At 74.1% G+C, this 26,982-nt stretch carries 27 protein-coding genes and 1 tRNA gene; 10 read left to right on the top strand and 18 right to left on the bottom strand.

Going from position 1 to position 26,982, the window contains the following annotated elements; genetic code table 11:
• Nucleotides 1–26 precede the first annotated feature (26 nt).
• On the top strand, nt 27–1,604 hold the full coding sequence (locus tag KG103_RS02435) for a SulP family inorganic anion transporter (protein ID WP_207341924.1): 1,578 nt from the start codon (nt 27–29) through the stop codon (nt 1,602–1,604).
• 46 nt (nt 1,605–1,650) lie between these two features.
• Here the strand turns inward: KG103_RS02435 and KG103_RS02440 are convergent, their stop codons facing one another.
• Genes KG103_RS02440 through KG103_RS02455 form a run of 4 tightly spaced genes read right to left on the bottom strand, consistent with a single transcriptional unit; the run spans nt 1,651 to nt 4,726 of the window.
• On the bottom strand, nt 1,651–2,517 hold the full coding sequence (locus KG103_RS02440) for an anti-sigma factor (protein WP_207801487.1): 867 nt from the start codon (nt 2,515–2,517) through the stop codon (nt 1,651–1,653).
• Nucleotides 2,501–3,073, bottom strand: a complete 573-nt coding sequence (locus KG103_RS02445; protein WP_207341926.1) for an RNA polymerase sigma factor — start codon at nt 3,071–3,073, stop codon at nt 2,501–2,503. Before KG103_RS02445 ends, KG103_RS02440 begins: the two co-directional genes overlap by 17 nt.
• Before the next feature lie 57 nt (nt 3,074–3,130).
• A complete protein-coding gene (locus KG103_RS02450; RefSeq protein WP_249670710.1) occupies nt 3,131–3,868 on the bottom strand; it encodes a class F sortase in 738 nt (245 codons plus the stop codon).
• Between the two features lie 12 nt (nt 3,869–3,880).
• On the bottom strand, nt 3,881–4,726 hold the full coding sequence (locus KG103_RS02455) for a DUF4397 domain-containing protein (RefSeq protein WP_207341927.1): 846 nt from the start codon (nt 4,724–4,726) through the stop codon (nt 3,881–3,883).
• A 309-nt stretch (nt 4,727–5,035) separates the two neighbouring features.
• On the opposite strand from KG103_RS02455, the gene KG103_RS02460 reads away from it, so the two are divergent.
• On the top strand, nt 5,036–5,332 hold the full coding sequence (locus KG103_RS02460; RefSeq protein ID WP_207341928.1) for a DUF1540 domain-containing protein: 297 nt from the start codon (nt 5,036–5,038) through the stop codon (nt 5,330–5,332).
• A gap of 98 nt (nt 5,333–5,430) precedes the next feature.
• Here KG103_RS02460 and KG103_RS02465 read toward each other — a convergent pair whose 3' ends face one another.
• Together KG103_RS02465 and KG103_RS02470 are read right to left on the bottom strand one after the other, a co-directional pair.
• Nucleotides 5,431–6,183, bottom strand: a complete 753-nt coding sequence (locus tag KG103_RS02465) for a phosphotransferase (protein WP_207341929.1) — start codon at nt 6,181–6,183, stop codon at nt 5,431–5,433.
• Nucleotides 6,184–6,266: 83 nt separating this feature from the next.
• Nucleotides 6,267–7,091 carry a hypothetical protein gene (locus KG103_RS02470; RefSeq protein WP_207341930.1) on the bottom strand — a complete coding sequence of 275 codons (825 nt, stop codon included), beginning with the start codon at nt 7,089–7,091 and terminating at the stop codon, nt 6,267–6,269.
• Between the two features lie 300 nt (nt 7,092–7,391).
• Between KG103_RS02470 and KG103_RS02475 the strand changes: the two genes are divergently transcribed.
• On the top strand, nt 7,392–11,465 hold the full coding sequence (locus KG103_RS02475; RefSeq protein ID WP_207341931.1) for a sigma-70 family RNA polymerase sigma factor: 4,074 nt from the start codon (nt 7,392–7,394) through the stop codon (nt 11,463–11,465).
• 218 nt (nt 11,466–11,683) lie between these two features.
• On the opposite strand, the gene KG103_RS02480 is transcribed toward KG103_RS02475, so the two are convergent.
• Together KG103_RS02480 and upp are read right to left on the bottom strand one after the other, a co-directional pair.
• On the bottom strand, nt 11,684–12,067 hold the full coding sequence (locus tag KG103_RS02480) for a hypothetical protein (RefSeq protein ID WP_207341932.1): 384 nt from the start codon (nt 12,065–12,067) through the stop codon (nt 11,684–11,686).
• A 266-nt stretch (nt 12,068–12,333) separates the two neighbouring features.
• Nucleotides 12,334–12,969, bottom strand: coding sequence for a uracil phosphoribosyltransferase (gene upp / locus KG103_RS02485; RefSeq protein WP_207341933.1), 636 nt, complete (start codon nt 12,967–12,969; stop codon nt 12,334–12,336).
• 285 nt (nt 12,970–13,254) lie between these two features.
• Here upp and KG103_RS02490 point away from each other — a divergent pair, with 285 nt between their 5' ends.
• A complete protein-coding gene (locus KG103_RS02490; protein WP_089800999.1) occupies nt 13,255–13,686 on the top strand; it encodes a nucleoside deaminase in 432 nt (143 codons plus the stop codon).
• 69 nt (nt 13,687–13,755) lie between these two features.
• On the opposite strand, the gene KG103_RS02495 is transcribed toward KG103_RS02490, so the two are convergent.
• Nucleotides 13,756–14,646: a Sir2 family NAD-dependent protein deacetylase gene (locus tag KG103_RS02495; RefSeq protein ID WP_207341934.1), complete on the bottom strand. Its 891-nt coding sequence runs from the start codon at nt 14,644–14,646 to the stop codon at nt 13,756–13,758.
• Between the two features lie 84 nt (nt 14,647–14,730).
• Here KG103_RS02495 and KG103_RS02500 point away from each other — a divergent pair.
• Nucleotides 14,731–14,817: transfer RNA gene (locus tag KG103_RS02500), tRNA-Ser, on the top strand.
• 234 nt (nt 14,818–15,051) lie between these two features.
• On the opposite strand, the gene KG103_RS02505 is transcribed toward KG103_RS02500, so the two are convergent.
• Nucleotides 15,052–15,300: a hypothetical protein gene (locus KG103_RS02505; protein ID WP_207341935.1), complete on the bottom strand. Its 249-nt coding sequence runs from the start codon at nt 15,298–15,300 to the stop codon at nt 15,052–15,054.
• A 256-nt stretch (nt 15,301–15,556) separates the two neighbouring features.
• On the opposite strand from KG103_RS02505, the gene KG103_RS02510 reads away from it, so the two are divergent.
• Nucleotides 15,557–16,033 carry a hypothetical protein gene (locus KG103_RS02510; protein ID WP_207341936.1) on the top strand — a complete coding sequence of 159 codons (477 nt, stop codon included), beginning with the start codon at nt 15,557–15,559 and terminating at the stop codon, nt 16,031–16,033.
• 81 nt (nt 16,034–16,114) lie between these two features.
• The gene (locus tag KG103_RS02515; protein ID WP_207341937.1) at nt 16,115–18,880 is read left to right on the top strand and encodes a choice-of-anchor L domain-containing protein; all 2,766 of its coding nucleotides are present in this window, start codon (nt 16,115–16,117) and stop codon (nt 18,878–18,880) included.
• 711 nt (nt 18,881–19,591) lie between these two features.
• Here the strand turns inward: KG103_RS02515 and KG103_RS02520 are convergent.
• The 7 genes from KG103_RS02520 to KG103_RS02550 form a co-directional block, all read right to left on the bottom strand.
• Nucleotides 19,592–19,735, bottom strand: coding sequence for a hypothetical protein (locus KG103_RS02520; RefSeq protein ID WP_207340316.1), 144 nt, complete (start codon nt 19,733–19,735; stop codon nt 19,592–19,594).
• A gap of 642 nt (nt 19,736–20,377) precedes the next feature.
• Nucleotides 20,378–20,611 (bottom strand): hypothetical protein, encoded by a 234-nt coding sequence (locus KG103_RS02525; protein WP_207340317.1) that lies wholly within the window; start codon nt 20,609–20,611, stop codon nt 20,378–20,380.
• 395 nt (nt 20,612–21,006) lie between these two features.
• Complete coding sequence (locus KG103_RS02530; RefSeq protein WP_207340318.1) at nt 21,007–21,210, bottom strand: hypothetical protein; 204 nt, start codon at nt 21,208–21,210, stop codon at nt 21,007–21,009.
• Nucleotides 21,211–21,221: 11 nt separating this feature from the next.
• Nucleotides 21,222–22,421, bottom strand: a complete 1,200-nt coding sequence (locus KG103_RS02535; RefSeq protein WP_207340319.1) for an RHS repeat-associated core domain-containing protein — start codon at nt 22,419–22,421, stop codon at nt 21,222–21,224.
• Nucleotides 22,422–22,582: 161 nt separating this feature from the next.
• Entirely contained in the window at nt 22,583–22,849 is a 267-nt protein-coding gene (locus tag KG103_RS02540; RefSeq protein ID WP_089800253.1) for a type II toxin-antitoxin system RelE family toxin, read from the bottom strand.
• Complete coding sequence (locus KG103_RS02545) at nt 22,846–23,118, bottom strand: type II toxin-antitoxin system Phd/YefM family antitoxin (protein WP_089801006.1); 273 nt, start codon at nt 23,116–23,118, stop codon at nt 22,846–22,848. The genes KG103_RS02540 and KG103_RS02545 overlap by 4 nt, the downstream gene beginning before the upstream one ends.
• Nucleotides 23,119–23,214: 96 nt before the next feature.
• Entirely contained in the window at nt 23,215–23,865 is a 651-nt protein-coding gene (locus tag KG103_RS02550) for a hypothetical protein (protein ID WP_207340320.1), read from the bottom strand.
• A 174-nt stretch (nt 23,866–24,039) separates the two neighbouring features.
• On the opposite strand from KG103_RS02550, the gene KG103_RS02555 reads away from it, so the two are divergent.
• Nucleotides 24,040–24,591 carry a hypothetical protein gene (locus KG103_RS02555; RefSeq protein WP_249670712.1) on the top strand — a complete coding sequence of 184 codons (552 nt, stop codon included), beginning with the start codon at nt 24,040–24,042 and terminating at the stop codon, nt 24,589–24,591.
• Nucleotides 24,592–24,981: 390 nt separating this feature from the next.
• On the opposite strand, the gene KG103_RS02560 is transcribed toward KG103_RS02555, so the two are convergent.
• Nucleotides 24,982–25,125 carry a hypothetical protein gene (locus tag KG103_RS02560; RefSeq protein WP_207340321.1) on the bottom strand — a complete coding sequence of 48 codons (144 nt, stop codon included), beginning with the start codon at nt 25,123–25,125 and terminating at the stop codon, nt 24,982–24,984.
• A gap of 478 nt (nt 25,126–25,603) precedes the next feature.
• Between KG103_RS02560 and KG103_RS19000 the strand changes: the two genes are divergently transcribed.
• Together KG103_RS19000 and KG103_RS02565 are read left to right on the top strand one after the other, a co-directional pair.
• The gene (locus KG103_RS19000; protein ID WP_256439599.1) at nt 25,604–25,735 is read left to right on the top strand and encodes a hypothetical protein; all 132 of its coding nucleotides are present in this window, start codon (nt 25,604–25,606) and stop codon (nt 25,733–25,735) included.
• Nucleotides 25,736–25,823: 88 nt separating this feature from the next.
• A complete protein-coding gene (locus KG103_RS02565) occupies nt 25,824–26,945 on the top strand; it encodes a hypothetical protein (protein ID WP_207340322.1) in 1,122 nt (373 codons plus the stop codon).
• Nucleotides 26,946–26,982: the final 37 nt, after the last annotated feature.

A 26,982-nucleotide genomic window follows, 5' to 3' on the forward strand; every position in this document is an offset into this window, starting at 1 on the left:
CCCGCCTCACCCCACGGAAAGCCCGCATGCCTGACGACCCCCGCACGCCCCCGCCCGCCACCGGTCCCGCCGACGGTGCCCCCGCCCCCGGGAGCGTCCCCGTGGCCGCCGCCGGCCCGCCCGAGGCCGACGACTCGCACTCCGTCCTCGCGGCCCTGCGGTCCCCGCGCCGGCTGCGCACGGAGGTGCTCGCGGGGCTCGTGGTCGCCCTGGCGCTGATCCCGGAGGCGATCGCGTTCTCCGTCATCGCCGGCGTCGACCCGCGCGTGGGGCTGTTCGCGTCGTTCACGATGGCGGTGACCATCGCGTTCCTCGGGGGCCGCCCGGCGATGATCTCGGCCGCGACGGGCGCGGTCGCGCTGGTCGTCGCGCCGGTCGCGCGTGAGCACGGCGTCGACCACCTCATGGCGACGATCGTGCTGGCCGGGGTCATCCAGGTGGCGCTCGCCCTGCTGGGCGTCGCGCGGCTCATGCGGTTCATCCCGCGCTCGGTGATGGTCGGCTTCGTCAACGCGCTGGCGCTCCTGGTCCTGATGTCCCAGGTCCCGCACGTCACCGGCGTGCCCTGGCTGGTGTACCCGCTGGTCGCGGCCGGCATCGTCGTCATCGTGCTGCTGCCGCGCTGGACGACGGCGGTCCCCGCCCCGCTCGTCGCGGTCGTGCTGCTCACGGGCGCCACGGTGCTCGCCGGCCTCGACGTGCCCACCGTCGGCGACGAGGGCGCGCTGCCCGAGTCCCTGCCGTCGCTGCTGTGGCCGGACGTGCCGCTGACCCTGGACACCCTGCGGACCATCGCGCCCTACGCGGTGGCCGTGGCGTTCGTCGGGCTCCTGGAGTCCCTGCTGACCGCCAAGCTCGTCGACGACATCACGGACACGCACTCGGACAAGACCCGTGAGGCGTGGGGCCAGGGCGGCGCCAACATCGTCACCGGGCTGTTCGGGGGCATGGGTGGGTGCGCCGTGATCGGCCAGACGATGATGAACGTCAAGATCTCCGGTGCCCGCACCCGCATCTCCACGTTCCTGGCCGGGGTGTTCCTGCTGGTCCTCGTCGTGGGGCTGGGCGACGTGGTCGCGGTCATCCCGATGGCGGCGCTGGTCGCGGTGATGGTCATGGTGTCCGTCGGCGCGTTCGACTGGCACTCCGTGCACCCGCGCACGCTGCGGCGCATGCCGCTCTCCGAGACGGCCGTGATGCTGACGACCGTGGTGGTCACCGTCACCACGCACAACCTGGCCTACGGCGTGCTGGCCGGCGTCCTGCTGGCCATGGTCCTGTTCGCGCGCCGGGTCGCGCACGTGACCACCGTGACCCGCCTCGCCGCGGACGACGCAGGCCGCGCGGTCTACGCAGTGGCCGGCGAGCTGTTCTTCGCGTCGTCCAACGACCTGGTCTACCGGTTCGACTACGCCGGCGACCCGGACGAGGTCGTCATCGACATGAGCCGCGCGCACGTGTGGGACGCCTCCACGGTGGCCACGCTCGACGCCATCACCCACAAGTACGCGCTCAAGGGCAAGTCCGTGACGATCGTCGGCATGGACGCCGCCAGCCAGGCGCGCCACGCCCGCCTGGCCGGGAACCTGGGCGCCGGGAGCTGACGCGCCTCCCGGCGATCCGGCTCAGGCGTCGAGAGCGCCGGCCGGCTCAGGCGTCGAGCGCGCCGCGCACCACGGAGACCCCGGAGTGCGCGGGCTCGCCGTCCAGCGGCTCGTCGCTGACGTCGACCACCGGGTACTCCGCCAGGTCCAGACCCGGCGGCAGCGCGAACGTGCCGCTCGTGCCGTCGAGCGTCCCCAGGCTGATCAGGCCGGAGACGTCGGGGCGCAGCAGCCACACCTCGAGGAACCCCTCGCCCTGCGGCGCCTCGTCCAGGTCGACGACGAGCGAGCGCGTGCCGTCGGGTGCGGTGCGCACCTGCGCCGTGCCGGTCTCCGACCAGCCCGGCAGCGGCTCGAGGACGGCGGACGCCAGGACCGTCGACGGCTCGGGCCGCAGCTCCAGGTAGGCGGTCGCACCGGCGCCCCCCACCACGAGCCCGACGGCCGCGGCCACCGCGATCCACGCCGGCCGCAGACGACGGCGGGACGCGAGCGGTGTCACCGTGGCGGGCGGGCCGTCCGGCTCGCCGCTCGACGGGCCGTCGGCTTGTCCGCCCGGCAGGGAGCGGGGTGCGTCGTCCCGGGCCTCCGGGAGGGGGTCGTCGTCCGGGGCGGACGTCGCGGCGTCCGGCGCACCGGCCATCGTCCCGCCGCGTGCCGCGGCGTGCGCGCGCTCCCCGAGGCCGAGCTCGGCCGCGACGCGGTCCCACACCTGCGGGCCGGGGGCCACCAGGTGCGGGTCGGGGCCGGACTCGCGCGCCAGGTCCGCGACGCCGTGCAGCGCCTGGACCTCGTCGGCGCACTGCGGGCAGGCGGCGACGTGGTCGAGGTCGCCCGGCGTGCCCACGCGCTCGCCGAGAGCGAGGAGGGCCAGCGTCTCGTCGTCCACGTGCAGGTCATCGGACGGCACCATCCACCTCCCATCGGGTCCGTAGGCGGGCCAGGCTACGTCGCACGTGGCTCTTCACCGTCCCGAGCGGCAGTCCCAGCCTGTCGGCGATCTGGTCGTGCGTCAGGTCGTCGAAGAACGCGAGCCGCAGGATCGTGCGCTGCGGGTCACCCAGGTCGTCGAGGGCGTCGGCCACGACGACCCGGTCGACGACCCGTTGGTCGAGCATCGCGGCGGGCAGGCGGTCCGGGTCGGTCGTGACCTCGGGCTGCTCGCGCACGCGGCGGTCCCGGGTGCGGCGCTCGTGCGCGTCCGCGACCGTGTGCCGGGCGATGCCCAGCAGCCAGCCGGGCAGCCGGGCACGGTCCGGGTCGAACCGCGCCCGGCCGCGCCAGGCCTCCACGAACACCTGCTGCGTGACGTCTTCGGCATCCGTCCGGTCGCCGAGCGAGCGCAGGGCGACCGTGTGGACGAGCGCGGACCAGCGGCGGTAGGCCTCGCCGATGGCCGCCTCGTCCCCCGCCGCGAAGGCGCGTCCCAGCACCTCCACGTCGTCGGGCACGGTGGCCGACGTGCTCACCCGCGCTCCTTCCGTCCCTGCCCCGGTACCGCGCGCACGGCGTGCGCCCCACGGCGCTCATCCACCCGCGCCGTCCACGACGGGGTCGGCGGTCACCGCGACGTTGTCGGCATAGTGCCCCACTTCGCGGTCGAACGCCCCTCCACAGGTGACGAGGACGAGACGCGGGCTCCCCTCCCGATCGAACCACTGCTCGACCGGCGCGTCCTGCTTGGGCACCTGGGTGACCTCCCGGACGGTGTACGCGTGCACCGCACCGTCCGCGGTGGTGACCTCCACGCGGGCCCCGGGAGCGACCGTGCGCAGCTCGGAGAACGGGCCGATCCCGGTGGTCCAGGAGTCCACGTGCGCCGCGACGACCGTGGCCCCGGCGGGGTCCGCGGGCGACGGGCCGAACCGGTACCAGCCGGCCCGGTCCGCGTCCTGCGGGATCTCCATGGTGCCGTCCTGCGCCACGCCCACCGCGTCGATCGGCATGTCCAGGCCCAGGTCCGGCACGACCAGCCGGACGGGGGCCGGGGCCGCGACGGGCAGCGAGGCCAGGCCCGCGTCCTGCACCGGCACGTCAGGGACGGCGGGCCCCGCAGCCGGGGGGCCCGCCGTCGGCGTGGCGGCCGGTGCGCCGGCGGTGGGCGTCGGTGCGGAGGCGTTCCCCTCCGACGTCCCGCACGCGCCCACCAGGGCGACGACGGCCAGCGCCGCCGCGCACGCCGAGCGCACGCGGCGGCGGGCGGTCGCCGCGCCCGGCGGCCGGCCGGCAGGGGCTGGCCGGCCGTCGGGCACGAGGTGGTTCACGGTGCTCCCGGGTCAGCGACGCACGGTCGCGCGACGGGCCACCTGACGCCCGGCCACGGCCAGACCGGTCACGCCGGCGACGACGAGCATCGTCAGTGCGACGGGCAGCACGGGCGAGGACTCGTCCGCCGCGAGGCCGACCTGGCCCGCCTGGACGCCCGACGGGTTGGAGTGCAGCCCGGTCACCGTCTGCGTGGCGAGCGCGAGGTTCCCCGCCTCGAGCGAGCCCCACGCGTACACGATGGTCAGGGCGCCCTCGGTGACGGGGACGTCCGCCGGGCCGAGCACCGCCGGCTCCGTGGTCCCGGCCGCGACGACCGTCGCCGAGACCGTGCCGGCCGGCAGGTCCAGGCTCTTCTCGTTCGGGTTGGTCAGGTTGGTGATGACGGGCTGACCGCCGGCGAGGACGTCGACCGCGGGGGCGGCGGCCACGTGCCGGACCGTGAGCCGGCCCTGGCCCGCAGCGGTGGCGGCGGTGTCGTTGGTGAACAGCGTGGCGGTGGGGGTGCCGGACTCGTTGAGGTGGGCCACGGCCGTGTAGTCGCCGCCGCCCTCCAGGGTCAGGTCCACCGGGCCGATGGCGGGGGAGGAGGCGTCGGCCGCGTCGGCGGCGGTGATCGCCACGGTGTACGTGCCGGCGGGCAGGTCCAGCGGACCGGCGAGCGTGCCGGGCGTGAAGTCGTCGAGCGTCCGCTCGCCGTTCACCCACACGTCCACCGTCAGGTCGGGGACCCCGTGCAGCACCGAGAGCTTGGCGGTGCTGCCGGTCGCCGCCGTGGCGGGGAGCGCAGCGATCGAGGTGAGGAGGCCGAGGGCCAGGGCACCGGCAGCCGTGCCGGTGAGGAGTCGTGCGCGCATCGGGGGAGTCCTTCCAACGGGCCCGCGTGGCGGCGGGCGGGGACGTGCTGACACCCCTACTTCCCCCGGCGGACGCCTCCCGGATGCACCCGGGACGAACTTTCTTCCGACGACGTCGCGCGCGGCCGTCCGTCAGGGGCCGTCCCAGCGGGGGCGTGACCTGCCTCGACGCCGTTTGCGCAACAGCCTCGTTGCGTAAAAAGGGCCTCTGACCTGCGGGTAAGCCTGGCCTGCCTTGCTGGCGGGGTGGCCCGGGCGGGTCTAGCGTCGAGGAGTGCACCCCGCACGTCCCACCCCCCGGAGGTCGTCATGAGCACCCTCGCAGAGCTTCCCGCCGTGGCCGAGTGCTCGGTCGCCGGCTGTTCGTACAACGACCACTCGTCCTGCCACGCCGCCGCCGTGACCATCGGCGGCACCGGCGACGCGCAGTGCGCCACCTTCATCCCGCTGGGCGTCAAGGGCGGCCTGGACCGCGTCGTCTCGCACGTCGGCGCCTGCCAGCGCCAGGACTGCTCGCACAACGCGCACCTGGAGTGCGGCGCCCCGTCGGTCCGCATCGGCGCCGGCCACGACCTGGCCGACTGCCTCACCTACGTGCCGCGCTGACCACCCGCGCCGACCACCCGCGCCGACCACTGCGCGGCCGGACGACGCACGACGGCCGCACCCGTCCGACGGGTGCGGCCGTCGTCGTGCGCGGGCCGTCAGGGGTTCGACGTGAGCTCCACCATCGTGCGCACCAGGGCGGCGGCGGCGGGCACCAGCTCACGCTCGCCGGGCAGCAGCAACGGTGCGGTCGAGCGCAGGGCCGCCGCGTCGTCCAGGGCGGTCAGCGGTGACACCTGGCTGGAGTGCAGGAACGCGGCGAGCAGGGCACGGGCCGCCTGCGAGTAGTCCCCGCCCGCGTCGACGGCGACCTCGGCGATGAGGACCGCGGTCAGCGCGACGTCCAGCTCGGCCGTCCCGGTCCGGGCGTTCGCCCAGTCCAGGACCCCGGGACCGGCCTCGGTGAGGATGACGTTGCCGGGGTGCAGGTCCAGGTGGACGACCACCGGCCCGCCGCTCAGGGTCTGCCAGTCGTGGTCGGACGGCACCTGCCAGGAGCGGGGGGACGGCACGAGGTGCAGGCGGGCGTGCAGATCGGTGAGCACCTGCGCGGCGCCGGCGATCGAGATCTCGCCCGCGCCCAGTGCCTGCAGCAGCGTGGGGCCGTGCAGCCGGGTCATGACGATGTCCGAGCCGGCGGCGTCGAGCACCTCAGGGGCCGGGTAGGCGTGCTGCCGCACGTGGCGCAGCAGCTCGACCTCGGGTCCCGCGTCCCGGCCCTCGCGGTAGCGGCGCAGCACGCGGCCGTCGTCGAGCGCGTACACGTCGGCCGAGGTGCCGGAGGTGAGCAGCGGTCCTGGGACCTCGGCCGGCGGCGCCTCGCCCTGCGGGACCACGTCGGCGGGAGCCATGAGATCGACGGTAACGCCGTTCGCCCCGATCTGTCTCGGGGTGGGCGAGATCGGGCGCTTCGCGGCCCGGCGGTGAGCGCGGGTCAGCGGCCCTCGGGCGGCCCGGCAGGACGCGGGATGCCCGCCCACGGCTCGGGCCTGGCCAGGTGCGACAGCCGTTGGACGGCCTCCGCGTGCGTCTCCGGCAGCGGCTCCACCCACACGCGCACGGGCTGACGCACCGAGATCCGCACGTCGATGTCCGCGCACCGCCCGGCGATGTCCGCGCGCAGCTCGGCCAGGCGCGCGTCCACGCCGTCGTCGGTGCGCGTGAGCACCACGAACACCCCGCCCCCCAGCGTGGCCATGGGGTACCCGGTGCCGAACGTCGTGCGCAGCGCCGCCCCCACGGCCGCGGACCGGGCCGCACGCATCAGCCCGGTGACGTGCCCGGCCGCGACGTCGACCACGGTGAGCCCGTGGTGCACGGCCGGGTCCACGTCGTCCTGCTCCGCCACCAGGTACGTCTCGGCCAGGCGCACGGCGAGGTACTGCTGGGTCGGCAGCCCGGTCTCCGGGTCCACGCATGCGCCGGCGGTCACGAGCGCGGCCTGCGCGTCCGACCAGCCCTCGTTGAGCGCGCGCACCGCGTCGAGCGGGGGCACGGGACGCCCCGTCGAGCGGTAGAGGCAGACCAGGTCGTCGAGCGTCTCCCCGATGCCCACGCCGTGCTCCCCGCGGGCGCGGCCCAGCGCCCACGCGGGGCGCGACGGGTCGTCGTCGGCGAGCACGGCGACGGCCAGCGCGTCCACCGCCGGGTGGTACCAGTCGGAGGGGCGCCGCCACACCGAGGCGACGCTCTCCTCCCGCCAACGCTCCCGCAGCCCCTCGGGCAGGGCGTGCCCGTCCTTGCCGATGTCGGTCGTCACGCCTGAGGAGAGGGACGCCGGGACGGATCATGACGCGGGTGTGGGTGGTTTCACCCGGTCGGCCCCCAGGATCACCCGGTCGGCCGCGCCCGCGAGGTGTGCAGAGCAGGGGCGCCGCGAGCGGCACGGCGGACGGCCTTTCGGGCCTGCGACCTGCGACAGCGCACGATTCGTCCCGCACGTCCGACCCGCGTCATCCTGTTCGTCCGATCGGTCGGGTATGGCACCCTGTAGCGGCGAGGCCGCACGCAGGCGGCGGCCCACCGGCAGACGTGACGGGGACCCGGCGTGGCGGCAGGCATGAGCGACAGCGACGTCGTCGAGGACGACGCCGCGTTGCTGCGCGCCACCCGTACGGGTGACTCGGCCGCCTTCGGTCGCCTCTACGAGCGCCACGCCGGTGCCGCGCTCGTCGTGGCGCGGCAGTACACGGACTCCACCCCGGACGCCGAGGATGTCGTCGCGGACGCCTTCGCCAACGTCCACCGGGCGCTGCTCGGCGGCAACGGGCCCGACGCGGCGTTCCGCGCCTACCTCTTCACCGTGGTGCGCCGCGTGGCGGCGGTGCAGCGCACGGCCGGGCGGCGCGCCCAGCCCACCGACGACGTCGCGACGCTCGAGACCGCCTCCGCGCCCGTCGCCGCCGCCGAGGAGCCGACGCTGGCGGGCTTCGAGCGCGGCGTCGTCGCCCGTGCGTTCCGCTCCCTGCCCGAGCGCTGGCGCGAGGTGCTCTGGCACAGCGAGGTCGAAGGGCTGACGCCCGCCCAGATCGCCCCCATCGTCGGACTGAGCGCCAACAGCACCGCTGCACTGGCCTACCGCGCCCGCGAGGGTCTGCGCCAGGCCTACCTGCAGCACCACCTGCAGGACCCGCTGGACGAGGGCTGCCGGTCGGTCGCCGGCAAGCTCGGTGCGCACGTGCGCGGCGGGCTGGCGGCGCGGGACACCCGGCAGGTCGAGACGCACCTGGACGAGTGCGGGGAGTGCCGCGCGCTGGTCCTGGAGCTCGGGGACGTCAACCACGGGATGCGGGCCGTCGTGGCGCCGCTGGTGCTGGGGCTGCTCGGGCTCGGCGCGCTCGCGCACGACCTGCCGGTCGGCGGGGGCCTCGCGGCCGGCGCAGCGGCGCTGGGTCAGGCCGGGGGCGCCGGGGCGTCGGGCGGTGCCGGGTCGGCGGGCTCGGGTGCCGGGGCCTCCGGTGGTGCGGGCTCGGGAGGTGCGGGTGCCGGCGGTGCCGGTGCGGGTGCCGTCGGGTCGGGTGGTGCGGGTGCGGTCGGTGCCGGGGCGGGCGGTGTCGCGGCGACGGGTGCCGTGGGCACCGTCACCGGCGCGTCGGCAGCGGTCGGCGGCGCGACCGCCGCGACGGCCGCCACCGGTGCGGCCGGGCTGCTGGGCGGCGTCTCGGCCGGCGCGGTGGCCCTCGTGGCGGCCGCGGCGCTCGTCGTCACGGTCGTGGTCGCCGCGGCCGTGCTGCTCGTGAACGGCCCGGACGTGCTGGCCGACCCCACGCCGAGCGTGTCCGGTGCCGCCGAGACCCGCCCGACGGCACCGGCGCCCCGCGCGACGTCCTCGAGCACGCCGGCGCCGGTGCCGACGTCCGACCCGACGCCCGACACGGACGACGGCACCCCGGACGACGCCTCGCCGGGCGACGCCTCGCCGGACGGCCGCGACGGCACCGTCCCGGGCCGCGGACCTGCCGCCGCACCGCCGGGCGCCCCGGCGCCGGTGACCCCGCCGGGTTCACGCCCCGTCCTCGCGCCGCCTGCCGGTCCGGCCCCGGGTGCCGAGCCGGAGCCCGGCCCCGGACCTGCACCCGACCCCGACCCCGAGCAGCCCCCGCCGCCGGGCCCCGCCGACGTCGTCGTCGTCGTCCCGGAGGGCGGGATCGACCTGGCGGCCGGTGTCGCGGGGCAGGCCATCGAGCTGACGGTGCGCAACGCCGGCGGGCTGCCCGCGGCGGCGCTCGTGGCGGAGGTCGAGCTGCCCGCCGGCGTGACGTTCCAGGCGGGCGCGCTCGCGTCGCCCGGCTTCGGGTTCGGCCCGGTCGCGGCGGCCGAGCCCGTCGGGTGGACGTGCGTTGACCGCGACGGCGACGGCGCCGCCGCGTCGTGCACGCTGCCCGGGCTCGACCCCGGCCGCGGTGCCGTCCTCGCGCTGCGGGTGAACGTCGACGAGGGCTGGGTCAGCACCTCCGGCGACGAGGCCGTGCACATGCGGATCACCGGCGACGGGCGCACCTGGGAGCCCGAGCCGGTGCGCGTGCGGGTCGCGGCCTCACCGGCACGACTGGCGTTCGACGGTCCGGTCCCCACCGAGGTGCAGCTGGTCACCGGCCGCGCGCGCACCCTCACGGTCCCGGTGCGCAACGCGGGCGGCACGGCCGTCACGGCGACCGCCCCGGCGCTCGCCGAGCTGACCCTGCCGCCGGGCGTCAGCGCCACGGCCGCCGCGCCGTGGTCGTGCGCCGCCGGGCAGGACGGCCCGACGGTGTGCCGTCACGCCGGTCTCGCACCGTTCGAGCGCTCGACGCTCACCCTGACCCTGACGAGCCCCTCCGGTGCCGCGACGGGCAGCGGCACGCTGCACGTGCGGCTGTCCCCGGCCGGGCACCGGTCCTCCGAGACGCACGTGGTGACCTCGTCCCTCGTGCGGCCCCCCGTGCTCGGCGTCGAGGCGCCGGCCGCGCTCGACGTCGCCCCCGGCACCCCCGTCGACCTGGGCGTCACCGTCGCCAACACCGGTGACCTGGCCGCGGCGGGGACCTCGCTGCAGCTCACGGTGCCCACGGGCGCGACCATCGAGGACGCCACCGGCGAGGGCTGGGCCTGCGCGCCGGCCGGCGCCACCGCGACCTGCACCACCGACCTGGCGCCCGGCGCCCGCAGCAGCGTCACGGCGCGGGTCACGGCCGCCGCCGGCAGCGTCGGCGCGCTCGGTGCGGCCACCGCCCGCGTGAGCGCCCCCGACGCGGACGTCCCCGCGGTGCCCGCAGAGGTGGACGTCACCGCGATCGAGCCGGTCCTGGCCGTGACCGACGCGGCGGCTGTCGTCGACGCGACGCGCGGCGGCACCGTGGCGTTCGTGGCGGCTGTCGCGGGCTCGCGCGTCGACGGGCGGCCCGCGGCCGACGCCGCCGGGGTGGTGGCGACCGTGACCCTGCCGCCGGGCATCACGCACGACCCGACGGCCGCGGGCCCGCAGACCGTCGGGTGCGCCGCGGCCGGGTCGGTCGTCACGTGCCCGCTGGGCGGGCTGGTCGCGGGCGGGTCCGTCCCCGTGCAGCTGCAGGTGCGGGCCGCCGGTGCCGTGCGCGGCACGGTCGACGTGCGCGTGACCGCGACGGGCGCGCAGGCCGTCACGACGTCCGCGCAGGTCGTGGTCGCGTCGGGCAACCTCACCCCGGTGTGGTCGGGCGTCGGCGACCTCGACGTCACCGAGGTCGGCGCACCGCTGCTGCAGTGCGTCGGCGCGTACGGCGGGACGTGCCCGGCCGTCCGGCAGGACCGCGACAACAACGGGCTCGACATGCGTCCCCTGGACCTGGTGCCGCCGCCGTCCGGCGCGCGCGCCGCCGTGCCCGTCTCGTCGTCGACCCGCCTGACCGTGCCCGGCGGTCGGCCCGTGGTGTGGGCGGGGCTGTACTGGTCGGCCGTGCGCGGGCCCGCCGACGCCTGGAGCGGCGACCGCAGCACCGCGCGCCTGCGCAGCCCCGACGGCACGTGGACGGACGTCACCGCCGGCTCGGTGGTCGACGTGGCCGACAGCAGCGGGCGGCAGTACTACCAGGCGGCCGTGGACGTCACGGACCTCGTGGCACGCGGCGGCGCCGGGACGTGGGCGCTGGCCGACGCCGCCGTGAGCGCCGGCCGCTCCGACCGCGACCCCACGTACTACGCGGGCTGGTCGCTCGTGGTGGTGCACGGGACGCCCGCCGCTGCCGGGTCACCCGGTGCCTCGGCCGTCACCGTCCACCAGGGTGGCGCCTGGACCGGGACGTCCACCGCCGCCCCCGCCTTCGCGTTCGTCGGTGAGGCGGGCGCCCGCACCCGCATCGGCGTGGTCGCCTGGGAAGGTGACCGTGCCGCGTCGAACGACCGGATGACCCTGTCGGGCGTCGGCCCCCTGCGCCCGCTGCGGTGGGACGGCACCGCGACGGTCGGCGGCGGGTCGGCCGGCAACGCGTTCGACTCCACCGCCACCGGGTGGGCCCACCCCAACTCCCTGGGCGTCGACGCCAAGGGGTTCGAGGAGGTCACGTTGCCGACGGGCGTCGGGACGCTGACACCGAGCACCGCGGGTGACCAGTACCTGATCGGGGTCGTCACCGTGCGGACGGCCGCGCCGCCGTCGCTGCAGGCGCCGCAGTCCTGACGCCGCAGTCCTGACGCCGCAGAGTCCTGACGGGACGGGCGGAGGTCGCGGGCCGGGTCGTCGACCGCTCGTCGCAGGGTCTCGGTCGCTCGCGCGCCGGGCGGCCGCCACGGCACCACGTCCACGCGACGCGGCACGCCACCGGTGGCGGCGGGGAAGGGTGCGCTGCCGGGCCGGGCGGGTCCCCCGATCCGGGCCCGGCCCGGCAGCGCGAGTCCTCAGCCGGCGTCCCCCGAGCCGGTGAGGACGTCAGGGGTGCCCGGGTCGGTGTCGGGCACCGGCTCGAGCAGGCGCAGGTGCGTGATGCGCTCGCCGAGGCTGCGCACGTCGCCCGCGGTGCCGGGCACCAGCGACAGCGCCGCGAACGTGTCGGCACCGGGCAGCGCCTCCTGCGCGAGCTCGCGCAGCAGGTCGGCGGTCTCCGCGATCTCCGCGGCGCCGGGGCGCGGGGTCGTGCCCGTGTCGGCGCCGTCCTGGGGGAGGCTCACGTAGAGCACGAAGCCGGCGCGAGGGCCGGCGGGCGCGGGCGCCAGGGGGGCGGTCTCACGCGCGAGCGGTGGGTGAGCGCTGCGCGGGCGGCGCAGCCGAGCGGGTGTGGTCATGGGAGGTCTCCGGGTGTGGGCGGCCGGCGGCGGGGCCGGCGAGAGGCTGCGGGCTGGACGGGCGGTCCGGGTGGGAGCGGGTCAGACCCGACACCAGCGCGGATACCACCCGGACGCAGGTACGCAGCAGCCATGACGGGCGCACACCAGGGACATCTCGGGACTCACCGGACGATCGTGGCACGGCGGTCCGTGTCACCCCAAGGAGTTATCGGCGTCGTCTCAGGCCGTGGGACCGGCCGCCCGACGGACGAGCACCTCGCAGGTCAGACGATCCCGTACAGCCGGTCGCCCGCGTCGCCCAGGCCCGGGACGATGTACGCGTGCTCGTCGAGCCGCTCGTCGACGGCGGCGACGACCACCTGGACGTCCGCGCGGTCCCCGACGAACTCCTCGACGACCTTGATGCCCTCGGGCGCCGCGATGAGGCAGACGGCGGTGACGTCCCGCGCCCCGCGCTGCAGCAGGTAGTCGATCGACGCGACCAGCGTGCCGCCGGTGGCGAGCATCGGGTCGAGCAGGAAGCACTGCCGGCCCGTGAGGTCGTCGGGCAGGCGGTTGGCGTACGTGATCGCCTCGAGGGTCTCCTCGTCGCGCTGCAGACCCAGGAACCCGACCTCCGCCGTGGGCAGCAGGCGGGTCATGCCCTCGAGCATGCCCAGACCGGCGCGCAGGATCGGCACGACGATCGGGTTGGGGTGGGCGAGCTTCTTGCCGGTCGTCGCGGCGACGGGCGTCACCACCTCGACGTCACGCGTCCGGACGTGGCGCGTCGCCTCGTAGGCGAGGAGCGTCACCAGCTCGTCGACGAGCTGACGGAACGTCGGGCTGGGGGTCTCCGCGTCCCGGAGGACCGCCAGCTTGTGGGCGACGAGCGGGTGGTCGGCGACGTGCAGGCGCATGGACGTCAGGGTAGTGCGAGGATGCCCCCGTCCGCCCGGGACGGTGGTCGGGGGCGTGCGGCGCACGTGGGCGCCGGTCGGCCGTGGGCCGCCTGTGCGGCGCGGGCGGTGCGGAACGACGACGGGGGAGGTGCTGTGGGGGAGTCGACGCAGGGCGCGCCCGACGCGGGCCGTCCCCGTGCCGTCGACGCCTCCGGTGCCGTGGCGGGCGCGGGCGCAGCGGACGTGCCGCGGGTCGTGGTCGGTGAGCGCTCCGCCTGGGCGACGCCCGCCGACGAGGCCGCGATGGACCTCGCCCTCGCGGAGGCGCGCGCCGCGCTGGCCGGTGACGACGTGCCCGTGGGGGCGGTCGTGCTGGGCCCCGACGGCACGGTCGTCGGGCGTGGGCGCAACACGCGCGAGGTCGACGGCGACCCGACGGGCCACGCCGAGATCGTCGCGATGCGGCAGGCCGCAGCGGCACTGGGCCGGTGGCGGCTCGACGGGTGCACGCTCGTCGTGACCCTGGAGCCCTGCCTGATGTGCGCCGGTGCGGTGCTGCAGGCGCGGGTGCCGCGCCTGGTGCTGGGGGCGTGGGACGAGAAGGCCGGCGCGTGCGGCTCGCAGTGGGACGTCGTGCGCGACCGCCGCTCGCCGCACCGCGTCGAGGTGGTCGCCGGGGTGCGGGCCGCGGAGTCCGCCACGCTGCTGCGGGACTTCTTCGCCCCGCACCGCTGAGCAGGCGCTGCCGGGCGGCTGGGGGCACTGCCGGGCGGCTGAGGGGGCGCTGCGGGCGGCCCCGGGTGCTCAGTGCTGCGGCGTCGGCAGGACCTCGGCCAGCTCGGACAGCGTCTCGCTGGTCCCGGCGTCGAGGGTGACGGTGGCGTACCGGTCACCGCGGGTCGCCCCGCGGTTCACGACGACGACGGGCTTGCCCGCCAGCGCGGCGTGCCGGACGAACCGTCGTCCCGACTGCACGGTGAGCGACGACCCCGCCACCAGCAGGGCGTCGGCGGCGTCGACCATGGCGTACGCCCGGTCGACCCGCTCGCGCGGCACCGTCTCCCCGAAGTACACGATGTCCGGCTTGAGCATGCCGCCGCACTCCTGCGCGGCGTCCTCGAGGTCCGGCTGCCAGCAGTCCTGCACGCGGAAGTCGGCGGTCTGCTCGACGACGGCGTCCGCGTCGGGCGCGATCTCCACGTCCGCCACCTGCCCCACCCGCTCGACGAACCCCGGGTTGAGCGCCTCCAGCCGGTCCGCCAGGGCGGCACGCGGCACCACGCGGTGGCACCGCAGGCACACCACCCGGTCGTACCGGCCGTGCAGGTCGATGACGTGGCGGGAGCCCGCGGCCTCGTGCAGCAGGTCCACGTTCTGCGTGATGACGCCGTGCACGACGCCCCGCTGCTCCATCGCCGCCAGCGCGCGGTGACCCGCGTTGGGCCGCGTCCGGTGCACGTGCCGCCACCCCACGTGGTTGCGGGCCCAGTAGTGCCGGCGGAACGCCTCGTCGCCCACGAACTGCTGGAACGTCATCGGCGTGCGCGGCGGCGAGTCCGGTCCGCGGTAGTCGGGGATCCCGGAGTCGGTCGAGACGCCCGCGCCCGTCAGCACCGTCAGCCGGTGGCCCGTGAGCAGCGCGACGACGTCTGCGAGCGACCCCGAGGTGACGGGGGCTGCCTGCGACGTGCTCACCGGGCCACGGTACGACGGCTCGCTGTGAGCGGCCCGGGCGCGGATTGGGACCGACGGCGCCGACCGGGTACTGTGACCCCCCGAGGTAGCGTGTCCGAGCGGCCTAAGGAGCACGCCTCGAAAGCGTGTGTGGGTGAAAGTCCACCGTGGGTTCAAATCCCACCGCTACCGCCGCGGGGTACTGACGGAACTCAGTGCCTTGAAGTGACAGAACCCCTCGCGGGGGCCCGGAAGGGCGCCTCGCGGGGGGTTCAGTCGTTCCAGCTGGGCTCGTTCGGGCCGTTCGTGGCTGGACGATCGGCGTGCGCCGGAGTTGGCTCGCTCAGGCGACGGTGCCCGGACATGACGGCAGGCCCACCGGCCTGGGGCCGTGGGCTTGTCGAGGGTGCGGGGTTGTCGCCGAGGTCAGGCTGCGGTGGGCGGGCTCAGCGCCGCGGGCGGCTCGTCGTCGTCGAGGGGGATCTCCTCGTACCCGGCGATGGCGCGGTCGCGCGCGAGCAGGATGTCGTCGCTCTGGAACCCGGTGCGCTTGGCCCACGTGCGGACCATGCGCAGGTTGTAGTGCACGATCGCGAAGGCGGTCATGATCGCGGTGGCGGCCAGCCCGACGAGGCGGATCCAGCCCCAGGACACGAGCTGCTCCTGGTCGAGCACCTCACGTGTCCGGACAGCCGCGTCGCGGCCCAGATCGGACGGTGGTGTCACCACCCCGTCGGCAGCTGTCGAACGGGCATCTGCGGCCGCCCAGCCAGGAACGCTCCCGGCGTGCGCCTCGCGTACGCGGACACATCCCTACCTCGCGATCGTCGTGTACTGCGCTGTTCGAGTGGTTCAGCCCGAAACGCCAGACCCGGCCCACCGGGCCGGCCTACCGTCCAGCGACAGTGCAGCAGCGGAGAAAGGGGGCAGCGTGCGGGCAGCAGTCAGCACCGCGCTCGCGATGCTCGTCGTCCTCACCATGGCTGCCTGCGGGCCAGCCAACACCGCGGACGCCCCCGACACGCACACACCTGTCGCCGCCCCGAGCGACGACGAAGAGGCGACGTTCGAGGACTACTGCGCCACCGTCCACCAGGTCAACTGGGTCCATGCCGAGCAGACCCCCGACGGGGTGCTCGTCACCTGGGACTCCTCACAGACGATCGGCGTACCGGAGCCGTTCGTGGTCTACCGCCGTCCCGCCGGCACCACCGCGTGGCAGCGCGTCGAGCAGGTCGAGCGCCTCGACGACAACTTCACCTACGTCGACACCCAGCCGGCCGAGCAGCCCGGGGTCGCCTACGAGTACTGGGTGACGTTCGTCGTGCCCGAGTGCGGCGGCGAGAGCGAGCTGTGCCCCACGTTCGTGTGCGACCCGCCGCCGGCGGCCACACCACGCCAGGACTGACACCCCACCGGCCAGCCTCACCCGCACCGACCCGACCGGCACCTGCCCGGTGGGTGACGCACGCCCACGAGAGGAACCAGCATGCCCGCACGACCATGGCTCGCCGTGGCCACCTCGGCCACGCTCGCAGTCCTGCTGTCCGCGCTGCCCGCCGGCGCAGCGACGCTCGACCCGGCACCCGCGCCCGGGTACCCGGCACTGCCCGTCAGCGACCCGACACCGCCGCAGGACCAGGCACCGGCCCGCCCGGCACCCGATACCGCGCCGGCCGGACCCGCCGCACGCGCTGCGGCCGCGGCCGCCCCGTCGGACGACGAGATCGCTGCGGCCCTGGACATCCCGTCGTCGTGGTTCGTCAGCGCGTCCATCGGGCAGTCCGACCCCCGCGGTGTCGCGGTCAGCGACGGCGTGCCGATCTCGGCGCCGGATCCCGGCCCTGACGGACCGATCGTGCCCATGGGCGCCGGCGACCCCGGGGCGCAGGCTGCCGCCGCAGGCGACCCGCTGCCGTTCCCCAGCCGCGGTGAGACGTTCCTCGTGATGTCCACCGGTGACGCCTCGCGCGCGATGCTGCCGCCGGTACCTAGCGGTGAGAGCACCGTCCTGGACGGGCTCGACAACGAGCAGGGCAACGACAAGGTCCAGCTCGAGCTCGTGCTCCAGGCGCCGCAGGACGCACGCTGCCTCGCGATGGACGTCGCGTTCCTGTCCGAGGAGTACCCCGACTTCGTGGGCGGCTCGTACAACGACGCGTTCACCGCCCAGTTCGGCAGCGGCGACATGTGGATCGTCAACGGGGCGGTCGACGCCCCGGGCAACTTCGCACGCGACTCGCAGGGCAACCCGCTGACCGTCAACGCCTCATTCGACCTGCAGGACTCGACCGCGAGCACCTACGACGGCTCCACCGCCCGGCTGCGGTCGGCGACGCCGGTGCTCGGCGGGCGTGAGGTCAAGGTGTTCCTCACCATCCAGGACCTCGGCGACTCCGTGCTGGACTCGGCCGCGTTCATCGACAACGTCTTCTTCTCCGAGGACGCCCTGTGCCGGTTCGGGTCCACCGAGGACTCCGACGGCGACGGGCTGCTCGACGAATGGGAGGAGAACGGCTTCGCCATGACCGTCGGCGGCGAGCAGTGGTTCGTCGACCTGCCGGCCATGGGCGCCGACCCGCGCACCAAGGACGTGTTCGTCGAGATCGACTACATGTCCGACGCCACGCACTCCCACGCCCCCGACCCGGCCGAGATCGCCGACATCGTCGACAGCTTCGCGCGGTCCGGGATCCACCTGCACGTCGACTACGGTCGGTTCGCACCCCTGACCTACGGCCAGCCCGGCGCGGTCTGGGGCTCCCTGAGCCAGGCCGACCAGATCCCGCACACCGAGCACTTCGGGTCCAGCGGCTTCCTGACCAACAGCTACAGCTGGCGGGCATTCGACGCCGTCAAGCGGGACAACTTCGACCCGGCACGCGCCGCGCTCTTCCACTACAACCTGTGGGTCCACCGCATGGAGGAGAAGCCAGCAGGGCAGGGGTACCCCAGCGGCAGGTCCCGCGGGGTGCTCGAGGGCGGCTCCGACTTCATCGTCAGCCTCGGGAACAACATCTCCCGGGGCTACCAGGCCGGCACGTTCATGCACGAGCTCGGGCACAACCTCGGCCTCGGGCACGGCGGCAGCGACCACGTCAACGGCAAGCCGAACTACCTGTCGGTCATGAACTACGACCACCAGTTCAAGCTCCCCGTCGGCTACCCGGGCCCGAGGTTCGACTATTCCTTCGTCCGCCTGGCCGACCTCGACGAGCACGACCTCGACGAGAACGTCGGCATCGGGCTCACCGCAGACCTCGGGCTGCGTCCGAGGTTCCACTGCAACGGGCAGGGCCAGCCCGTGACGGCGCCGAAGTCCCAGCCGGTCGACTGGGACTGCGACGGCAACCTGGAGTCCAGCGTGTCCACCAGCGTCAACCGTGACAGCGAGCTCGACGTCTTGCACGGCCACAACGACTGGCGCAACCTCGTCTTCACCGGCGGCGCGATCGGCATGCCGGGCGCCATCGTCGACCTGCCCGAAGAGACCGTCGACCCCGAGCCCGAGGCCACCTACGAGACGTACCTTGAGGTCGTCGGAGGTGCACCGGAGGTGACCGCGGCACCGACGCTGCCCACCTCCCCGGTCACCGTGGGCACCGAGGTCGCGGCGTCGGCCACCTTCTCGGTGACCGAGGGCGACGGCGGCAACATGACCGCGCAGTGGTCGTGGGGTGACGGCGCCGTCAGCGACGGGGTCGTGACCGCAGGGCACGCACCGGCCGTCACCGGCACGCACGTGTACACGACACCCGGCACCTACCAGGTGAGCGTGACGGTCGTGGGACCTGACGGCACCGCGACCTCGCCGGCCGGCACCGTGACCGTCCAGGGCGCGACCACCTCACGGGCCAGCGCCACAGCTGCCGGCGTTCTGCGCACCACCGGCAACCGGACCGCCGACGTCGTGCACGTCGCCGTGGACGCACGGACCGTGCCCGGGCACAGCGGGCCGCTCGGTGCGTCCCTGGTCCGCGCAACCAACGCGAAGCTCACCGTGGTCGGCGAGCGCATCGAGCGCCTCGACGTCACGGGGGCGACCGCGGTCATCGAGTCCCGCGTCCTGGTCAACGGCCGCTCGGGCTACCGGCAGCGCATCACGCTCGTCGACGGGTTCCCCGCCCGGACCCGCATCCAGGTGTGGGACCCGGCGAGCGGCGGACCGGACGTCCCGACCGCGGTCTTGCTTGACACGACGGGCGGAGCCGCGCCTGCACCCTCGCTGGGCGTCCTCATCGACGTGCGCGACTGACAGCAGCCCGACGGGACGTGGCACCCCCACCACGTCCCGTCGGGCGCCCGCAACGTACGCCCCGCAAGCGGCCGCCTCGCCGTCAGGCCGGAGCACCGCCGTAACCTTGCCCACTCGGCGTCGGGCAGCTCGGCGGGTCGGTACTGCTCGATCGCGTCACGGTCTGCCGGGTCGAGCGAGGCCGGGTCTGGTTCAGGTGCGAGGCGCGGACCTCCCCGTCGTGTCCACGCGCGGAGCCGCTGCGGAGGGTCTTCGCGCGCCGGGCCACTCAAGCTGCGCGGGGGACCCGACGCCTCGCGTTCCACGACGCAACTGGCGCCATCGAGCGTATGTCGCGCCCGAAGGTCTGACGGTGCCCCGTAGCAGCGTTTCACCAGGTCAAGGACTCGCCGTGTGGGCACCTCCAGGAGTTCCGTGTGACCGCGTCGAGACCGCCCCCCTCTTCGCCCAGGTCAGGACAGTTGTGTCACTACCCCGCCGCGGGGTACTGACGGAACTCAGTGCCTTGAAGTGACAGAACCCCTCGCGGGGGCCCGGAAGGGCGCCTCGCGGGGGGTTCAGTCGTTCCAGCTGGGCTCGTTCGGGCCGTTCGTGGCTGGACGATCGGCGTGCGCCGGAGTTGGCTCGCTCAGGCGACGGTGCCCGGACATGACGGCAGGCCCACCGGCCTGGGGCCGTGGGCTTGTCGAGGGTGCGGGGTTGTCGCCGAGGTCAGGCTGCGGTGGGCGGGCTCAGCGCCGCGGGCGGCTCGTCGTCGTCGAGGGGGATCTCCTCGTACCCGGCGATGGCGCGGTCGCGTGCGAGCAGGATGTCGTCGCTCTGGAACCCGATGCGCTTGGCCCACTTGCGGACCATGCGCAGGTTGAAGTGCACGACCGAGGCGGGGAGGACGAGCGTGGGCTGGTTAGCGGCCGGACGGCAACCTGAGTGGGGCCGCATCGGACCGGCCTCATCGCGGGCGACTGCGGCGTCGGCCTCCTGGGTCTCGACCGTCGCGGTTGCGTCCGACAGGGCGGCGATCGTCTCCTCGAGGTTCGCGACGCTGTCGGGCTACATCAGGACTGCCGTCCGCTTGCCGTTGCGGGCGGCGGTCACACGCTCGTGCATGTCCCGGATGAGCTCGACGAGCTGTTCGAGGTCAGCCCGTGCGCGCCTCAGCGACGTCGTGGGCATAAGCCGAAGCCGGGCTGTGGGGCGCTCGACCGCGGAAGGCCGTGGCAAGGATGCACCTGATCAGCGTCACCGTGCGTCGGCACCCGAAGCGCGGCCATCGGCCGTGGGGGAGCAGCAGTGGAACGGCCGCGGGGGCCGGCACGGTACTCAACGTACGGTGCCGGCCCCCTCGGCGTTGCGCCGGTGAAGGTGGACCTACTTGCGTCCGCTTCCGCCGCGGAGCTTGTTCACCACGAGCACGATGAGAACCGCGACCACGATGGTGCCAACGCCCAGCAGGATGTTGCCGCTATTGCCAGCAGCGACCATGATCAGTGCCCCTCCTCATGTCAGCGACCCGCCCCACAGGCCGATGCCCGCGTAGGCGCCTTCGTACAGTGTCGATGAGAGCTTGCCGGCTCCCAGCAGGTGTCCTGCCACGCCGGTCCGCATCCCGACGACGCCCATCGCACCGGCGAACAGCGCTCCGCGCTTGTTGCCCCTGGCGAGGTTCGAGCCAACATCGGCCGCGGTGGCTGCCGCGCCGATCCCCAGCCCGACGGCGAGCGGAGCTCCCACTCCGGTCGCCACCAGTCCTACCCCTGTCAGCAGGACCGAGGCCGGTGCGGTCGAGCCAGATGCGTACCGCTAGCGGTACGCATCTGCCAGACGGCCCACGAGGGCACATCCGGTGCCGCGGTTGTCACGCCCAGCGATACATCCGCAGCACCGCGAGCGGTCCTGGACCACGTCGACCCCGCCCCGGTCTGCCTGGGCGGGGCCGACGTGGTCCTTGCCTACCGGACCATCGGCCGTGTGCTGCTGCTCCGGCGCCGCGGGGCACCGAGCTCCGCGGTTGCTGCGGACGGCCCGGCGAGGGCCGTCAGCGCTGCCCTCGGTCCCGGTGGCGCCGCGAGACCACTCTGACCACCACGACCGCCGCGACCACGACGATCACGCCCACGACGTCCACTTCAGCGCCTACCCCACGACGTCAGCAGCTTGTACACGACCCCGATGCAGGTCGCCGTGCCGACGATCAAACCGAACAGCACCCGGGCATCCGAGGCATGCCCGTTGAAGGCGGCGTACAGCAGGCCTGCGGTGGCCAGAGGCACCAGGACGTACAGAACAACCGCTGTCGCCCCGCGGGGCCGGTCGTCAGTCTGGTTCGACATCCCACTCCGTCCTACCTGCGCCGCTTGGCTGCGAGCTGCTCGAAACCGAATCCAGCTGCGGCCCCGAGGGTCGCGCACCCACCTGCCGCGAGAAGCCCGGCACCTCCGGTCGCGGCCGCGGTGAGGCCCGCGCAGACACCGCCGACGACGCCCCCGATGGCCCAGGACGCCACACCTACCGAGCCGTTGTAGGTGTCACCTCGAGCGTAGGCCCTGACCGTCTGGAACGCCTGGACCGAGTCGTACGCGCCACTGAGCGCGTCAACGCCCTTGGTGAACCACCCCCACCTGATCTTGGTCCCGGTCGGGTCGGTGAAGTTCGCCGGGTTGCCGGCCGCGTACGCGTACGGGTTGGGCTCCTGGCCGGTCGGGTCGTACTGCGTGAACCGGCCCAGACCCGGGTCGTAGTAGCGCGCGCCGAGCCGGTACAGGTTGGCCGCCGCATCCCACAGGCCGCTCGCGAAGCGCAACGGGTTGTCCCTGATCACGGGGTTGTCGGTCGCCGCGCGCAGCTCTCCGTACGGGGAGTAGGAGTACCCGCCGGTGAACCCGCCGGCGGCGTCGAACACCCCGATGACCGAGTCCGTCGCATCCTGGACGTAGTACAGGCGTTTGCTGCCCTGCTTCGCCGCCAGGACGTTGCCGCGGGTGTCGCGGGTGAACACGTGCGTTGTGGACCCCGACGTCTGGGACACCAGCCCGATGGACGCGCTGGTCCAGGACGCGGCGGGGTTCGCCCGGGAGACCGTCTCGGCGTTGCCCTGGTCGAACCCGTCGTACGTGGCCGTGCCGATCGACGTGACAGCCATCCGGGAGTCGTAGGTCGCGCGCTGCCCGGTGATGCCGTTCGTCAGCTGGTTGCCCACCGCGTCGTACTGCCACGCGGTGGTGTCCGCGCTGGATGACGTCAGACGGTGCGTGGTGTCGTACGCGTACGTCGTGGTCCCCGCGGGCAGCCCGGTGTTGGCCGATCGGGTCTGCGACGTGCGGTTGCCGGCCTTGTCGTACCCATACCCCCACGCCGCGTTCGTGGTCGAGCCCGTGCGTTCGGTGGCGTTGGTGAGCCGACCGAGCGAGTCGTAGGAGTACGACGTGACCGCGCCGGCCGGGACGCCGACCTCCTTGGTCGAGGTGCGGGTCTGGACCGCGAGGCGGTCCGCGGACGGCCCGGACGCGCCGGCCTTGGTGAAGGAGTACCCGACCTCCGCCACGACGGCACCGGCCGCGTTCGTGGCACGGATGAGGGTGGGCCGCCCGGACCGGGGGTCGCTCAGGTCGAGGCGGGGCGCAGCAGCCCGCAGGGGCCCGCTCCGACCACCCCCCCCCGAAGTCCATGTGGCTCGGCAATGGCGCTGCGCCCGCTGCTGGGCGGCTACGTGCGGTAGGCGTCGCGGCGATGAGCGATCGTCAGCACGGTCACGGTGACCACACGCGCGTTGATCGTGTAGATGACGCGGTACTCACCACGTCGTGCCGACCACTTGCCCTCGAGCTCGTTCCGTAGGGGCTTGCCGACGCGGAACGGCGCCTCCGCCAGCGGACCAGAGAGGAACTCGATCACCGCCGCGGCCACCGCCGGAGGCAACCCGCCGGCCAGGGCGCGCCGCGCCGGAGGAGCGAGCTGGACCTCGTACCTCACGCGTTCGCAGCGCGGGCACGCAAGACGTCTGCCAGCGGGGTGACGTCACCGCGGGCGACTGCGGCGTCAGCCTCTCGGACCTCGGCCATGACTGCGGCGTCCGACAGGACGGCGATCGTCTCCTCAAGGGACGCGAGGTCGTCGGGCGACATCAGGACCGCCGCCGGCTCGCCGTTGCGCGTGATGGTCACGCGCTCGTGCGTGTCGTGGACGGAGTCGACGAAGCGAGACAGGTGTGCCTTCACGTTCGCCAACGATGTCGTCGTCATGACCCGAATCATAGTCATGAGGGTTCCGAGTGGGAAGGGGGCAGGGAGGCGCCGGTCGAAGGCGCCCGGCCGAACCGACCCCTCCGAGCGAACCCCCTACGCGGGATCGGCCAGCAGCGCTGGAAGGGTCCCGAGCGCGTCGCGGGCACTCAGTCCGGTGCCGCGCAGCCGCGCGTACGCCGTTGCTGTCGCGGTGCCCTGGTCGCCGAGCCACGTGTCGTTGGCGGCCAGCAGGTGAGCGGTGTCGATGGTGGTGTGCGAGCGTCCCAGCGGACCGCTGGCCGACATCGCGTGAACCTCGTCCGTGCCCGAGGGCACCATGACGATCGCGAACGGCCCCACGTGAACCAGCGGCGCGCGGCGCATGTCGTCTCGCGGGTCGGCGGCCAGCTCGTCGAGCTCGGCCAGGCAGCGGGTGGCGCGCTCGGGGTCCCATTCGTGAAGCAGGCGCGCGACCAGGGGACGCCCGGCCAGCACGCTGTGGGTGCGCGCACCCTCAGCTCGTCGAGGGGCGAGCACCTCGAGCAACTGACGCGCGATGGGCCCGGCGAGCCGGTCCGGTCCGCCCAGTGCTGCATCGAGGTAGGACGTCAGTGGCTGACCGGGGTCCGGCGCCGGGACGCACCGCACGGCGCCGCCGACGTGCACCGCCAGTGCGCCGTCGAACGTGGTGTGCATGAACCGGTCCCGCAGCGGATCGTCGTCCGGGGCCGGGCCGTCGTTGGCGGTGGCGACTGCGTCGCGCAAAGCCCGGTCGGCAGCGGCGCGATCGGGGCAATCCACCGACGACTACGCCCGGTACGTCGACATTTTGACGGCATGGGGAGCACCGCACGGGCTGAGCGCGTCCGAGGTCGAGGAGCGCATCTTCGGACTCATCCCGCCACGACGACGCCGGACGCCGCGCCCTCGCACACCGCAGTGACCACGCGGCTCGACGACAGGGGCGACATGGTTGAGATCCGCGAGCGGACGCTCCAGGGTTTGCGCGACGCGGGCCTGGCGGGGTTCGCGCCATTTGCTCGGCTTCCCGATGCGCACGTGCCGACACACCCTGGTGTGTATGTCGTCGTTCGGGACTCGTCGGAGCCCGCCGTGTTCCTCGAGTCGAGCGTGGCGGGATGGTTCAAGGCCAAGAACCCGTCGGTCGAGCTCAACCGCCTGACTGACGCGTGGGTGGCGAGCGCGATCGTGCTCTACATCGGCAAGGCCGGCGGCGGGTCGAAGGGGGCGCGAGGGTTGCGGAAGCGGCTCGACGAGTACCGACGCCATGGCGTGGGGCAACCCGTCGGGCACTGGGGCGGTCGCTACATCTGGCAGCTAGCCGATGCCGACGATCTGCTGGTCGCGTGGTTGCCCACCCCGCAGACGGATCCGGAGGACGTCGAAGCCGCACTGCTGACTCAGTTCGCGGCGCACTACGGACGCCGCCCCTTCGCGAACCGCAAGATGGGCCGTGCGACGCGTCCGTGATCGCGTCCGATCCAGCTCGCGGCAGCGTCCACGCGGGATCGCGCGTTCTTGCAGTTCAGCGCGTTGCGGTGTGAGCGTTGAGACCGAAGTCGTGTGACTGCATGTCCCCGCGGGCTCCCGGACGCGCAGGTCAAGGCAGTTGTGTCACCATCCCGCCACGGGGTACTGACGGAACTCAGTGCCTTGAAGTGACAGAACCCCTCGCGAGGGGCCCGGAAGGGCTTCTCGCGGGGGGTTTCGTCGTTCCCGGGGTGCTCGATCGGGCCGGCGGGCGGTGTTCCGGCGGGCACTTCGCGGGGCGAGGCGCGCAGGTGGCGGCACCCGGGCACGATGACGAGCCCACCGGCCTGGGGCCGTGGGCTGGTCGAGAGGGCTGGGTTGTCGCCGGGGTCAGGCTGCGGCGGGCGGGCTCAGCGCCGCGGGCGGCTCGTCGTCGTCGAGGGGGGTCTCCTCGTACCCGGCGATGGCGCGGTCGCGTGCGAGCAGGATGTCGTTGCTCTGGAAGCCGGTGCGCCTGGCCCACGTGCGGACCATGCGCAGGTTGTGGTGCACGATCGCGCGAAGTCGGTCATGATCGCGGTGGCGGCCAGCCCGACGAGGCGGATCCAGCCGCGCTGCACCCCTTCGCCGTCGCGTGCCTTCATGTTCCCGAACACCGCCTCGATGGCGGTGCGGCGGCTGTAGTCGGCGATCCACGCGTCGGAGCCCCAGCGGTGCTCCTGACGCAGCTTGGTGGCCACCGAGGCGGGCAGCACGAGCGTGGGCTGGTTGTAGACCTTCATCCGCCGGCCCCGGGCTGAGGCGAGGTCACGGCGGAACTGCGGGACCTTGAACTGACGGCTGCCGTCGTCGCGTGCCCGGCCGTTCCTGCTACTGGGGCATCTACCGCAGCGGCACCAACGGCGGCGACATCATCGAGAACGACATCGTCCAGGCGGCCACCCGACGGTGACGCTCCAGGAGGGCCAAGACTTCGAGAACGGCTGCGGCGTGTTCGTAAAGCAGTGACCCAGTGCCCGGCGCGTCGCAGGGGGACGCGCCGGGCGTCCTGCAGTCCCGGCCGACCCCACGGGCCTTCGGCCTGGCGACCCTGTCGTGGTCGGCCGCGCCCGGTGACGAGCCGGACGCCCGACTGGTCGAGTGATCTTCTGCCGTCGGCCCGGCGACCGGCACGGTTCACGCCGCCACGCCTGGCACCCTTGCCCCTCAACGCACCGCTCGGAAGGACTGCCATGTCGGATCTGCCCGTCGACGACGACACGGACGCACTCGACGACACCGCTCGCGCCGTGGTCGACGAGGAGCGTGCCGCCGCGCGCAAGTTCGTCCAGGGCTTGAGCGCGGACGAGATCCGGTCCGGGGTGTGGTTCAGCAAGCTCATCGGCGGCGCCCTGAAGACCTACACCGACAAGGTCGACTGGCAGTACTTCCAGGAGAAGTACGAGGGCGTTCCCGCCGACGTGATCGTCGACCAGCGGATCAAGATGGCGTCCCGGTACGCGGCGCTGGAAGGTGGCTTGTCGACTGGCGCCTACACCGCGACACTGGCCGCGACCATCGGGACCCTCGGCGGGGCGTCCCCGGCGACCGTCCCCGCCGGCGTCGCGGCGTTCATGGTGGACGTCGTCTTCGTGACCCAGCTTCAGTTGCGCCTCGCGTACGACGTCGCGGTCCTGTACCGCGTCCCGCTGGACCTGTCAGACCCGGAGGACGTGTGGAAGCTCGTCCGGGTCGCGTTCACGATCAAGAGCGGAGAGCTGGCGCGCGAGGGCGTGTCCAAGGCCGTGCCGGCGTTGCTGCGCCCGTTGCTGAAGAAGTACTACTCCGGGTCCGTGCTGCATGCCGCGAAGGCGTTCCCGGTCGTGGGCAAGTTCCTGCTGCAGCGCAACGTCATCAAGTTCGGGATCCCCCTCGTCGGCATACCGCTGTCGGTGCTGGTCAACCGCTACACGACCCTGGCCGCCGGCCGCCACGCGCGGGCGGTCTTCCGCAATGAGGCCCGGATCGTGGAGGTTGCCCAGAGCCTCGCGGCGGCGAGCGAGTCTCCGCGCCTGCTGCTGTGGGTGACGTGGTTGGTAGTCGAGGCGGGCGGGGCGTCGGACGACGAGGCGATGCTGCTGCGGAACCTGGTGCGGTACGTGCGGGAGGTGCACGAGGTCGTCGACGAGGAACTCGCCGGAGTGATCGACGTCGACCCGGGGCGCGTATGGCGGCTGCTGGCGAAGACGACCGGTGACGTCAGCGACGTCATGGCAGCGGCGCACCGCGTGGCCCGGGTGGACGGCGAGCCGTCCGCGCCCCAACGCCGGGTCCTCGCCGCGCTCGCCGATCAGGTTGCCGCTCGCGCCGCGTGACGAACGCGTCCGGCCACGCTCTGCCCGCTCCCGCCGG

It is taken from the genome of Cellulomonas wangleii, assembly GCF_018388445.1.
In the GTDB taxonomy this organism is placed as follows: domain Bacteria; phylum Actinomycetota; class Actinomycetes; order Actinomycetales; family Cellulomonadaceae; genus Cellulomonas; species Cellulomonas wangleii.

Bases quoted from the DNA above. Each gene is read 5' to 3' on its own strand.
- KG103_RS02480 (WP_207341932.1), bottom strand. From the start codon at position 12,067: ATGACCACACCCGCTCGGCTGCGCCGCCCGCGCAGCGCTCACCCACCG.
- KG103_RS02515 (WP_207341937.1), top strand. From the start codon at position 16,115: ATGCCCGCACGACCATGGCTCGCCGTGGCCACCTCGGCCACGCTCGCA.
- KG103_RS02560 (WP_207340321.1), bottom strand. From the start codon at position 25,125: ATGGTCCGCACGTGGGCCAGGCGCACCGGCTTCCAGAGCAACGACATC.
- KG103_RS02545 (WP_089801006.1), bottom strand. From the start codon at position 23,118: ATGACGACGACATCGTTGGCGAACGTGAAGGCACACCTGTCTCGCTTC.
- KG103_RS02565 (WP_207340322.1), top strand. From the start codon at position 25,824: ATGTCGGATCTGCCCGTCGACGACGACACGGACGCACTCGACGACACC.
- upp (WP_207341933.1), bottom strand. From the start codon at position 12,969: ATGCGCCTGCACGTCGCCGACCACCCGCTCGTCGCCCACAAGCTGGCG.
- KG103_RS02460 (WP_207341928.1), top strand. From the start codon at position 5,036: ATGAGCACCCTCGCAGAGCTTCCCGCCGTGGCCGAGTGCTCGGTCGCC.
- KG103_RS02520 (WP_207340316.1), bottom strand. From the start codon at position 19,735: ATGGTCCGCAAGTGGGCCAAGCGCATCGGGTTCCAGAGCGACGACATC.
- KG103_RS02435 (WP_207341924.1), top strand. From the start codon at position 27: ATGCCTGACGACCCCCGCACGCCCCCGCCCGCCACCGGTCCCGCCGAC.
- KG103_RS02475 (WP_207341931.1), top strand. From the start codon at position 7,392: ATGAGCGACAGCGACGTCGTCGAGGACGACGCCGCGTTGCTGCGCGCC.
- KG103_RS02490 (WP_089800999.1), top strand. From the start codon at position 13,255: ATGGACCTCGCCCTCGCGGAGGCGCGCGCCGCGCTGGCCGGTGACGAC.
- KG103_RS02455 (WP_207341927.1), bottom strand. From the start codon at position 4,726: ATGCGCGCACGACTCCTCACCGGCACGGCTGCCGGTGCCCTGGCCCTC.
- KG103_RS02440 (WP_207801487.1), bottom strand. From the start codon at position 2,517: ATGGTGCCGTCCGATGACCTGCACGTGGACGACGAGACGCTGGCCCTC.
- KG103_RS02465 (WP_207341929.1), bottom strand. From the start codon at position 6,183: ATGGCTCCCGCCGACGTGGTCCCGCAGGGCGAGGCGCCGCCGGCCGAG.
- KG103_RS02530 (WP_207340318.1), bottom strand. From the start codon at position 21,210: ATGTCGAACCAGACTGACGACCGGCCCCGCGGGGCGACAGCGGTTGTT.